This window comes from Pseudomonas paralactis, assembly GCF_001439735.1.
Classification (GTDB): domain Bacteria; phylum Pseudomonadota; class Gammaproteobacteria; order Pseudomonadales; family Pseudomonadaceae; genus Aquipseudomonas; species Aquipseudomonas paralactis.
In genome coordinates this window covers 368,137-378,883 of the sequence record NZ_JYLN01000005.1, presented here as the reverse complement: position 1 = coordinate 378,883, position 10,747 = coordinate 368,137, and the positions used below count along the sequence as shown (strand labels likewise).

Annotated in this window: 10 protein-coding genes and 1 pseudogene; 7 read left to right on the top strand and 4 right to left on the bottom strand. The window is 60.2% G+C overall.

Features of this window, described 5'->3' with window-relative positions:
- Positions 1–61: 61 nt before the first annotated feature.
- A complete protein-coding gene (locus tag TX23_RS15770; protein ID WP_057703085.1) occupies positions 62–1,081 on the bottom strand; it encodes an AraC family transcriptional regulator in 1,020 nt (339 codons plus the stop codon).
- 169 nt (positions 1,082–1,250) lie between these two features.
- On the opposite strand from TX23_RS15770, the gene efeU reads away from it, so the two are divergent.
- From efeU to efeO (TX23_RS15750), 4 genes are read left to right on the top strand one after another with little or no spacing between them, the layout of a single operon-like run.
- Positions 1,251–2,096 carry an iron uptake transporter permease EfeU gene (gene efeU / locus TX23_RS15765; RefSeq protein WP_057702983.1) on the top strand — a complete coding sequence of 282 codons (846 nt, stop codon included), beginning with the start codon at positions 1,251–1,253 and terminating at the stop codon, positions 2,094–2,096.
- Positions 2,097–2,106: 10 nt separating this feature from the next.
- Positions 2,107–3,309, top strand: coding sequence for an iron uptake system protein EfeO (gene efeO, locus TX23_RS15760; protein ID WP_057702982.1), 1,203 nt, complete (start codon positions 2,107–2,109; stop codon positions 3,307–3,309).
- A 13-nt stretch (positions 3,310–3,322) separates the two neighbouring features.
- Positions 3,323–4,627, top strand: coding sequence for an iron uptake transporter deferrochelatase/peroxidase subunit (efeB, locus tag TX23_RS15755; RefSeq protein ID WP_057702981.1), 1,305 nt, complete (start codon positions 3,323–3,325; stop codon positions 4,625–4,627).
- A gap of 24 nt (positions 4,628–4,651) precedes the next feature.
- Positions 4,652–5,470 (top strand): iron uptake system protein EfeO, encoded by an 819-nt coding sequence (gene efeO / locus TX23_RS15750; RefSeq protein WP_057702980.1) that lies wholly within the window; start codon positions 4,652–4,654, stop codon positions 5,468–5,470.
- A gap of 71 nt (positions 5,471–5,541) precedes the next feature.
- Here efeO (TX23_RS15750) and pssA read toward each other — a convergent pair whose 3' ends face one another.
- Positions 5,542–6,885 carry a CDP-diacylglycerol--serine O-phosphatidyltransferase gene (pssA, locus tag TX23_RS15745; RefSeq protein WP_057702979.1) on the bottom strand — a complete coding sequence of 448 codons (1,344 nt, stop codon included), beginning with the start codon at positions 6,883–6,885 and terminating at the stop codon, positions 5,542–5,544.
- 124 nt (positions 6,886–7,009) lie between these two features.
- Between pssA and TX23_RS15740 the strand changes: the two genes are divergently transcribed.
- Both TX23_RS15740 and TX23_RS15735 read left to right on the top strand, forming a co-directional pair.
- The gene (locus TX23_RS15740) at positions 7,010–7,561 is read left to right on the top strand and encodes a TetR/AcrR family transcriptional regulator (RefSeq protein ID WP_057702978.1); all 552 of its coding nucleotides are present in this window, start codon (positions 7,010–7,012) and stop codon (positions 7,559–7,561) included.
- A 53-nt stretch (positions 7,562–7,614) separates the two neighbouring features.
- Positions 7,615–8,093: pseudogene (locus TX23_RS15735) on the top strand (nuclear transport factor 2 family protein).
- Between the two features lie 134 nt (positions 8,094–8,227).
- Here TX23_RS15735 and TX23_RS15730 read toward each other — a convergent pair.
- Together TX23_RS15730 and TX23_RS15725 are read right to left on the bottom strand one after the other, a co-directional pair.
- Positions 8,228–9,385, bottom strand: a complete 1,158-nt coding sequence (locus TX23_RS15730) for a PQQ-dependent sugar dehydrogenase (protein WP_057702977.1) — start codon at positions 9,383–9,385, stop codon at positions 8,228–8,230.
- Between the two features lie 12 nt (positions 9,386–9,397).
- Positions 9,398–9,712, bottom strand: a complete 315-nt coding sequence (locus tag TX23_RS15725; protein ID WP_057702976.1) for a hypothetical protein — start codon at positions 9,710–9,712, stop codon at positions 9,398–9,400.
- Between the two features lie 184 nt (positions 9,713–9,896).
- On the opposite strand from TX23_RS15725, the gene ku reads away from it, so the two are divergent.
- On the top strand, positions 9,897–10,736 hold the full coding sequence (gene ku / locus TX23_RS15720) for a non-homologous end joining protein Ku (RefSeq protein WP_057702975.1): 840 nt from the start codon (positions 9,897–9,899) through the stop codon (positions 10,734–10,736).
- Positions 10,737–10,747: the final 11 nt, after the last annotated feature.

Sequence of the window (10,747 nt, the reverse complement as noted above, 5' to 3'; positions counted from 1 at the left end):
AGGCCGCGTGGATCAAGTGTATGTACGAATTTCCTCCTGCGGGTCATTGCATGAGCCTGCTTCACAAAGGCGGCAACGCGTCACTCAGGATCAAGCTGCGGTAGTGCCCCGGGTTTGAACCGGACCATTTGCGAAAGGCTTTGTAGAATGAGCTGACATCAGCAAATCCAAGACGCGCAGCAATTTCAACAAAACTGATATCGGCCTCGGCAAGCCAGACAATCGCCAACTCCTTGCGCACGCTATCCTTAAGCCCCTGATACGTCTGGCCTTCATCTGCCAGCCGGCGACGCAGGGTCGACGCCGAAATACACAAGTTGGCGGCCAAGCCTTCAGTTTCCGGCCACGTATCGGCAGGCATATGGCGCAGATCATTTTTGATGCGATTGGCCAGGCTCGTCGGGTCGCGGTACTTGACCAGTATGTTGGCCGGCGCGTGTGCCAGGAACCGCTTGAGTTCTTCCGGGCTGCGCTTGACCGGCAGGTCCAGGCAGTCAGCGGAAAAGATCATGCGCGTGCGTGGCCGGTCGAAGCGCAGGTTGTCGGAGAACACCACACGATAATCGTCGCAAAACTCCGGTGGCGGGCAGCGCAGTTCAATGGCGAGGATCGGAATCCGCCGACCCGCCAGCCAACAAGCGACGCCGTGGACGATCATCCAATAGGTGAAATAGGTAAACGCGCGTTTAGGTTCGGGTTCGAGCAAGACGACTTCCGCGACGCTCTGTTGGCGAATCAGTTGGGCTGGCATGTGCTCCAGCATCAACGAGAGAAAACCCAGGCCGGTTTCAAGGCCCGCCGCCAGGTTCGGTTGCGCCATGGCTGCACGGCACAGAAACGCCAAACTGCCGGATTTGAGCGCGCGCGGGTCCATGCCAAAAAACTCATCGTCCCTGCGCCGCGCCAGCAAACGCCAAAGGCGCGCGTAGGCCGCGGCCGGGACACGGGCGTCTAGCTGTTCAAGCAACGCAGGGTCAATCCCGACTTTGCTCAATGCCTCAACGGTGGGCGCTCCAGGCGCACAGCTTTGCAGCAAGGCTTCGCGCACAAGATGGATGGAGATGGTGTCTTTTTCTGACATGGGGGTGTTGGCCAATCCGACGTGTACCTACGTGGCCTGCATCATAAGGGCGGTTGCGCTTCGCCACCACTGTTCAGCCCACGTTCAGCAAAGGTCAATATTTCTTGTTTAGCAATGAGTATCATTATGTTACAACTTAGCTTCCTAACTAGTTACGCCCCGGTGCCCGATGCTCGTTCCTTTTTTAATCATGCTGCGCGAAGGCATTGAAGCCGCCTTGATCGTTGGCATCATCGCCAGTTACTTGCAGCAGACCGGGCGCGGCCAGTGGATGCCCGCCGTGTGGATCGGCGTCTTCCTTGCCGCTGCCCTCGCTTTGCTGGTCGGTGGCGGCCTTGAGTTGGTCAGCGCCGAATTCCCGCAAAAGCAGCAGGAATTGTTCGAAGGCATTGTAGGCCTCGTCGCCGTGGGCATTCTCAGTTCCATGGTGTTCTGGATGCGCAAGGTGGCGCGCTCAATCAAACACGCGTTGCATGAGTCCCTCGACCATGCACTGGCCGGCTCCCGGCACCAGGTATTCGCGCTGATCGCCATGGTGTTCTTTGCCGTGGCCCGCGAAGGGTTGGAGACGGTGTTCTTTCTGCTGGCGGTGTTCCAGCAGAGCGAAGGCATGGGCGCGCCGATAGGTGCCCTGCTCGGCCTGGTTCTGGCCATTGTCATAGGCTTTCTTATTTACTCCGGCAGCATGCGCCTGAACCTCGGCGCGTTTTTCCGCTGGACCGGCTTGTTCATCCTGGTGGTGGCGGCCGGCATTCTCGCCAATTCGGTGCAAGCGCTGCATGAAGCCGGTGTGTGGAACCACTGGCAAACCGTGCTGTTCGATTTCAGCGCTGCGTTGCCCATGGACAGCCCGTTGGGCTCGGTACTGGCCGGCATGTTCGGTTACCAGGAAGCGCCAACCGTCAGCACCCTGGGTGCCTATGTGATTTACCTGGTGGTGGCCCTGGTGATGTTCTTCCTGCCCGCAGCCCCCGCCAAGCCCGTCGCCACGACTTCTTCCGTTTCCAGCCAGTAAGGACCGTCTCTTGTCCAAACCAACCCCTCAATCGGCCCCACCCTCCCGCGCCTTGCGTTGGGGTGTGGCCGGCTCGGTGGTGGTGATGATCGCCGCCGGTGGCCTGTTCTACTACGCCTCACAATTGGCCGCGACCAAGCGCCAGACCAACCACAATGAAATCGCGGTGACCATCCACGCCCACGCCTGCGAGCCCAACGCCCTCACCGTGCCGGCCGGGCGTGCAAGCTTTCGCATCATCAACCGCTCCGATCGCGCAGTGGAGTGGGAAATCCTCGACGGTGTGCTGGTGGTCGAGGAACGGGAAAACATTGCGCCGGGCCTGAGCCAGGTGATCAACGCCAACCTGTTGCCCGGTGACTACGCCATTACCTGTGGCCTGTTGAGCAACCCGCGTGGCACCTTGCATGTCACCCCCACCGCAGCGTCCGACGCCCAGGCCAAAGCCAAGCCGTCGATGGTGGCGTTTATCGGCCCATTGTCGGAGTTCCGTGTGTACCTGAGCGGCCAGGGCAGTGCGCTGATCAAGGCCGTGACGGCGCTGCAACAGGCTATCGACGCCGGTGATCTGGCCCAGGCGCAGGCCCTGTATGTGCCAGCCCGTGAGGCATATCAGCGCCTGGCGCCTGCCTCTCAACGCCTGGCCGAACTGGATAACGCAATCAACGCCCGCGCCGACTACTTCGAAAAACGTGAGCAGGACCCCGCTTTCAGCGGCTTTCACCGCCTCGAATACGGCCTGTTCCAGCAGCACAGCCTCGACGGCCTGGCGCCGGTCGCGCAACGGCTGGTGGCCGACGTCACCACGCTCAAGCAACAGTTGCTGGCGCAATCGCTGCCCCCGGAGCAACTGGTGAGCATTGTAGTGCGCAACCTCAACAGCCTGGCGCAGGTACGTGCCAGCAGCGGCGAAGAGGAGCGCTACAGCCATATCGACCTGAACGGCTTTGCCGCCAACCTGGACGTCGCTCGTAAAGTGGTCGACCTGATGCGCCCGCTCCTGGGCAAGTCCGCAGCAGGCTTGTTGCCCACTATCGACAGCGCGCTGAATGCCTTCGACGCCCAACTTGCTGCATTCAAAGTCGGCAATACCTATAGCACCTACGACAGCATTACCGCCGATCAGCGCCAGCAGATCGCCGACAAGGCCAAGGCACTGGCCGCCGCACTCGATGGAATCGACCCCGCCCTTGGCCTTTCCGGCCTGCAGTGAGACGAACACATACATGAGTGATTCAGAACAGCTAAACCTTGGGCGCCGTCGTGTACTGCTGGGCATGGCCGCCACCGGCGCGGCCATCGCCGGAAGCACCTTGACCTGCCCGGCCATGGCCGCAGCGGCCGAGCAAGTCACCAGCGCACCGCGCAGTGACAAGACCCACGACCACCAGGCTTTTTTCGGTCAGCATCAGAGCGGCATTGTCACCCCGCGCCCGGCCTGCGGCATGGTGGTGGCCTTCGACGTACTGGCTAGCGACCGTGAGGATCTGGAGCGTTTGTTCCGCACCTTGAACGAGCGCATCGCATTCTTGATGAGCGGCGGCACCGTGGCGCAGGTCGATCCGAAACTGCCGCCCACCGACTCCGGCATCCTCGGCCCGGTGGTTACGCCAGATAACCTGACCATCACCGTGTCGGTCGGCGAATCATTGTTCGATGAGCGCTTCGGCCTCAGCGCCGTCAAACCAAAGCGCCTGAGCCGCATGGTTGGCTTTCCCAACGATGCATTAGAGCCGGCGCAGTGCCATGGCGACCTGAGCCTGCAGTTCAGTTCCAACACGCCCGACACCAACATCCATGCCCTGCGCGATATCGTGAAAAACCTGCCCGACTTGCTGCTGGTGCGCTGGAAACAGGAAGGCAGCGTGCCGCCCCAGGCCCCGGCCAAGCCCGGCGAACCGGCACAGAGTGCGCGTAACTTTCTGGGCTTTCGCGACGGTTCGGCCAACCCCAACTCCAACGACGCCAAGGCCATGGACCAGATCGTCTGGGTGCAACCGACCAGCGACGAACCGGCCTGGGCGGCCCATGGCAGTTACCAGGCCGTGCGCATCATCCGCAACTTTGTCGAGCGCTGGGACCGCACCCCACTGCAAGAACAGGAAAGCATCATCGGCCGCGTCAAACCTACCGGCGCGCCCATAGATGGTCAGCATGAAACCCAGGTGCCGGATTACAGCAAAGACCCGCACGGCAAGTTGACCAAGCTCGATGCGCACATCCGCCTGGCCAACCCGCGCACCCCGCAGACCCAGGCCAACCTGATCCTGCGGCGGCCGTTCAACTACTCCAACGGCGTCAATAAAAATGGTCAGCTGGACATGGGCCTGTTGTTCATCTGCTATCAGGCTGACCTGGAGAAAGGCTTTATCAGCGTGCAAACGCGGCTCAACGGCGAACCTCTGGAGGAATACCTCAAGCCGGTCGGCGGCGGCTATTTCTTTACCTTGCCCGGCGTCACCGGACCTGAGGATTTCATCGGGCGCACGCTGCTTGCTGCAACGCACTCACCTACCCCTGCCAAGACCTGAACACACCAGAGCGGAATGCACCCCATGAAGAAGTCGTCTATCGCGTTGTCGTTGTTAATGAGCCTATCCCCGCTGGCAGCCTTCGCCGCTACCGCGCCGCTCGACCTGGTAGGCCCGGTATCGGACTACAAGATCTACGTCACCGAAGAAATCGGTGAACTGGTGACCCAGACCCAGGCGTTTACCGACGCCATCAATAAAGGCGACCTGGCCACCGCCAAGAAGCTCTACGCACCGACCCGCGTGCACTATGAAGCCATCGAGCCGATTGCCGAGCTGTTCAGCGACCTTGACGCATCCATCGACTCGCGGGTCGACGACCATGAAAAAGGTGTGACGGCCGAAGACTTCACCGGCTTTCATCGGATTGAATATGCACTGTTCGCGCAGAACTCGACCAAGGGCCTGCAAGCCCTCACCGCCAAGCTCAATACCGATGTGAACGATCTCAAGACGCGGGTCGATGGCCTGACCTTCCCGCCGGAAAAAGTCGTCGGCGGCGCCGCGGCGCTGTTGGAAGAAGTCGCTGCCACCAAGATCTCCGGCGAAGAAGATCGCTACAGCCATACCGACCTGTATGACTTCCAGGGCAACATCGACGGCGCAAAGAAAATCGTCGATCTGTTCCGTGGCCAGATCGGACAGCAGGACCAGGCTTTCCTGGCCAAGGTCGACAAGAACTTCGCAACCGTCGACAAGATCCTGGCCAAGTACAAGACCCAGGATGGCGGCTTTGAAACCTACGACAAGGTCAAGGACAACGACCGCAAGGCCTTGGTAGGCCCGGTCAATACCCTGGCTGAAGACTTGTCGATGCTGCGCGGCAAACTGGGTTTGAACTAAAGATTACCGTGCAAAAAAACACCCAGGCCCTGTTGAAGAGCCTGGGTGTTTTTTTGCCTGCGCGATAACGACTACAAAATGCGGTAGAGCAAACGCTCGATGCGCACTCGGCTGACTCGACGCAGGAACTTACCCACTGCCGGCGGGTAATCCACCAATGTCTGCAATTGCTGATAGCCCTGGATGCGCGTGGTGTGCTGGAAGATCTGCGCCAGCTCGGTACGCCGCGGCTCCAGCCATTGGCCTTTGGGGTCGTCGATCAGCAAACCGTTTTCCAGATCGAGGCGAAAGGCCCTGGGGTTGAGGTTGTTGCCGGTCAGCAAGGTGTAGCGCTGGTCAACCCACATGCCCTTAAGGTGGTAGGTGTTGTCGCCATCGCGCCATAGGTGCAGGTTCAACTGGCCGCTGTCGATCATCGGCTGGTGGCGCTTGGCGAAGCGCCGCAGACTGATCTCATACAGATAAGGCAAGGCTGCGATCACCTTGAACGGCTCGCTGGGCGGAATATAGAAATCGTTGGCGGTCTTGTCGCCGACCACGATGTCGATCTTCACCCCTCGCGCCAGAGCGCGGTTGATCTCGCGGGTCACCGGCAACGGCAGGTTGAAATACGGTGTGCAGATGGTCAGTTGCTGCTGGGCGCTGGCGATCAGTTCCAGAATCACCCGGCTCAGGGGGTTGTTCTTGCCGACGCCGAGCAACGGGCTGACCGAGAGGTGACCATTGGGCAACTGCCCTGCGGTAGTGTCGTAGGCCGCGTGCTTGAGACGGCTGCGCAGGTCGCCGATATCGTTGCGCAGGCTGCGGGTGGTCGGCGGGTTGGGCAGGTCCAGGCGGTGCACGGCCTTGGAGGCCACCAGGCCGTGCTCGATCAGGTGTTGCATGGAGTCGGCGAGCACTGGGCTGTGGATCAGGTGGTAACGATCGAAGCGGTACTTGTCGAACTTGTGCAAATACACATTGTTCAGACTGGCGCCGCTGTACAGCACGCTGTCATCGATCACAAAGCCCTTGAGGTGCAACACGCCAAACAGCTCGCGGGTTTGCACCGGCACGCCATACACCGGCACTTCGCTGGCGTGGCTTTGCGTCATGGCCTGGTACCAGGCGCTGTTGCCCGGCTGCTTGCCGGCGCCAATCAAGCCGCGCTGGGCGCGCAACCAGTCGACCATGACCACGATGTCCAACTCCGGCCGTGCAGCCTTGGCGGCGTGCAGCGCGTCGTAGATCTCCTGCCCCGCTTCGTCGTGTTGCAGATACAACGCAACGATGTAGATGCGACGCGTCGCCTGGGAGATTTTTTCCAGCAGGCAGCGACGATAGGCATCGGCGCCGGACAACACCTCGATGGCCTCCGGGGACAGCGGGAAACCGCGCAGTTTGGGCAACAGGGAGCGTTTGAAGAACGACGGCATAGGGCTCGCAATGGGTCGAATCCGAAGAGGTCCAAAGCTTACACCATGGGACTGCTCAGGTCTCGCCGCACGGGATGGAAAAAGTCGGTTGGCCAAGAAGAACGATCGTTCTACTGTAATAAGCATGAACGACATAACCCGCGACATTATCCTCGACGTCACCGAAAAACTGATCTATCGCCATGGCATTGCCGCCACCGGTATGGACCTGCTGGTAAAAACCGCCGGCGTGTCGAGAAAAAGCATTTATCGCTATTTCGCCAACAAGGATGAGTTGGTGATTGCCGCCCTGCAGCGCCGCGACGAACGCTGGATGCAGTGGCTGCGCGGCGAAGTGGAGCACAGCGACGACAGCGGCGAGCGCCTGCTGGCAGTGTTCAGCGCCCTGAAGGGCTGGTTCGGTTCCGCGGATTTTCGTGGCTGCGCCTTTATCAATACCAGTGGCGAAACCGGCGACGCTCAAGACCCGGTACGCCTGCTGGCCAAGGCCCATAAACACAAACTGTTCGAGTACGTACTTGAACTGTGTCAAGCACATGGCACCCCCGATCCGCAACGGCAGGCCGCGCAACTGCTGATCCTGATCGACGGCGCCATTACCGTTGCCCTGGTCATGGGTGATTCAACGGCTGCCGATAATGCGCAATGCATGGCGCGAACGTTATTGGGGCTTTGAACACTCGGAACCGGCAATTTCGTACTAACCCTACTGTTTACAGGAGCCACCCCATGTCAGCACATGCAGAAGTTCGCCCGCCCCTGCCGCCCTTTACTCGCGAGTCGGCCATCGAAAAAGTTCGCCTGGCCGAAGACGGCTGGAACTCCCGCGACCCGGAACGGGTGTCCCTCGCTTACACCCTGGACACTCAGTGGCGTAACCGCGCCGAATTCGCGCACAACCGCGAAGAAGCCAAGCAGTTTTTGAGCCGTAATGGGCCAGGGAACTGGATTATCGCTTGATCAAGGAGTTGTGGGCGTTCACCGGCAACCGCATCGCCGTGCGCTATGCCTATGAGTGGCATGACGACTCCGGCAACTGGTTTCGTTCCTACGGAAATGAAAACTGGGAGTTTGATGAGAACGGCCTGATGGCCAACCGCTTTGCCTGCATCAACGACAAGCCGATCCAGGAAAGCGAACGCAAGTTCCACTGGCCGCTGGGACGTCGACCGGATGATCACCCTGGGCTGTCGGACCTGGGCCTGTAGCTCTCTTACCCTCTGTAGGAGCGAGCTTGCTCGCGAAAAACCTCAACGATAACGCGTGCTTCCCGAATGAACGCGGCGCCTATGGGTTTCTCGCGAGCAAGCTCGCTCCTACAAAAAGCGATTACCGAAAGGCATCAGTCCTGATTTAGCCCGACCCGATACAACACTCCGTTATCCTCATCCGTCAGCACATACAGAAACCCATCCGGCCCCTGCCGCACATCACGTATCCGCGCTTTCAACTCGCCCAACAAGCGCTCCTCGTGAACCACCCTGTCACCGTCGAACTGCAACCTGATCAACTCCTGGGTGCCCAGTGCACCGATAAACAGGTTGTGCTGCCACGCTTTGAAACGGTCGGCGTCGTAGAACGCCATGCCGCTGATGGCCGGGGACTTCTCCCAGACATGATGAGGTTGAACCGTACCTTCTGCCGTTTTGCCCTTGGCTTCGGGAATCGGTAACAGGGAATAGTTGATGCCGTGGGTCGCCAGCGGCCAACCGTAATTCTTGCCGCGCTCGATGATGTTCACTTCATCACCCCCACGTGGCCCATGTTCGTTTTCCCAGATTGTGCCGCTCCACGGGTTCAGCGCCAGGCCCTGTGGGTTGCGCTGGCCGTAGGACCAGATTTCGGGACGTACACCGGGTTGACCGACAAAGGGGTTGTCATCGGGTACGCGGCCATCCGGATAGATGCGCACCACCTTGCCTTGCAGCTTGTCCAGGTCCTGGGCGGTCGGGCGGTCGTTGTTCTCGCCCAGGGTCACGAACAGGTAGCCGTCACGGTCGAACGCCAGACGCGAGCCAAAGTGGTTGCCGGTAGACAGTTTGGGCTCCTGGCGCAGGATCACCTTGAAGTTCTCCAGGCCGCTCAAGTCGGCAGACAGGCGCCCACGTCCCACGGCGGTTCCGGCTTTGCCATCCTGGCCGCCGCCTTCGGCATACGACAGGTAAACCATACGGTCCTGTTTGAAGTCGGGCGACAACGCCACATCCAGTAACCCGCCCTGCCCTTTGGCCCACACTTGCGCAACCCCCGTCAACGGCGCGGAAAGCTTACCGTCGGGGCTGACAAATCGCAGGTGGCCGGGGCGCTCGGTGACCAGAAAGCCCTGCTGATCCGGCAGAAACGCCAGGGCCCATGGATGATCCAGGCCTTTAGCGATCGGCGTGACGGTGATGCTGCCTTGTTCGCTGGGGAATTGCTGGCTATCGGCGGCGTAAACGGTGGTCAGCGGCAGCAGCGTGGCAACACATGCGGCCGCCAGTAGAGTTTTGCGTAGCAACATAAGGCGAAGTCCTTACCGGCGATTGCCGTTGGCATCATAGGTGGGTGCTTTGGTTTCGGTGGCCGGGCGACTGGGAGCCACGTCGCGCTTGGGATATGTATTGCCGACCCCACGGTTTTCCACGGTCGGCCGCGGGCTGGTGGGCGCAGTCTGGATACCGCGTACCGCCGGCGCGTTGGGCTGGGTGCCCTGCATGCTGTTGGGGTTGGCCCGGTGAATCGGGCTGTTGTTGGTGTCATATTGGCCCGGCAGGTTTTGCGCCTGGGCCCAGGGCGCCAGGGCCAGGCCCAGCGCGAGTACTGCAAGATGACGTACATAACCATTCATGACGAAGCCTCTCTATGCCGAGTACTACGTGCGTTCGATAACACGCTACGCCATGGGTTCGGCTCGCGACACTAAATAGTTTTTCAGCAGGTGTAACACGATCTGTCCGAGTATCTGCCCGCCGAAACTTTTGCCGCGGCCTGCGAGTCACCAGAACAGGCTCACTGTTTAAGGAATCGAAGTTATGCCACGGGCAATCTGGAAAGGTGCCATCAGTTTCGGTCTGGTTCATATCCCGGTGTCGCTGGTCTCGGCGACGTCTTCCCAGGGCGTTGATTTCGACTGGCTGGACAAACGCAGCATGGACCCGGTCGGCTACAAGCGCATCAACAAAACCACGGGCAAGGAAGTCACCAAGGAACATATCGTCAAGGGCGTGGCCTTCGAGAAGGGCCGCTATGTGGTGCTCAGCGAAGATGAAATTCGCTCGGCCCACCCCAAGTCGACCCAGACCATCGAAATCATCGCGTTTGTCGCCAGCGACCAGATCCCCCTGCAGAACATCGACACGCCCTACTTCCTGGCCCCCGACAAGCGCGGCGGCAAGGTCTATGCGCTGCTGCGCGAAACCCTGAAAAAAACCGGCAAGGTCGCCCTGGCTAATGTGGTGCTGCACACCAAACAGCACCTGGCCGCGCTGATGCCGCTGGAATCGGCTCTGGTTCTGGTAATGCTGCGCTGGCCCGCCGAGGTCCGCAGCCTGGACGAGCTGGAGCTCGGTGCCGATGTCACCAAACCAACCCTCGCCAAGGGCGAATTGGACATGGCCAAGCGCCTGGTTGAAGACATGAGCGCAGACTGGCAACCCGACGAATACCGCGACAGTTTCCAGGACAAGATCATGGCGCTGGTGGCGAAGAAGGCCAAGGCCGGCAAGATCAAAGACGTGGAGTCGAGCGAAGACAGCGAAGAGCGCAAATCCGCTGACGTGATCGACCTGACCGAACTGCTCAAACGCAGCCTGGCGGGCAAACCCGCGGCGAAAAAAACCGCCGCGAAGAAATCCAACAAAAAGGCCTCTTGAGCCTGCCATTG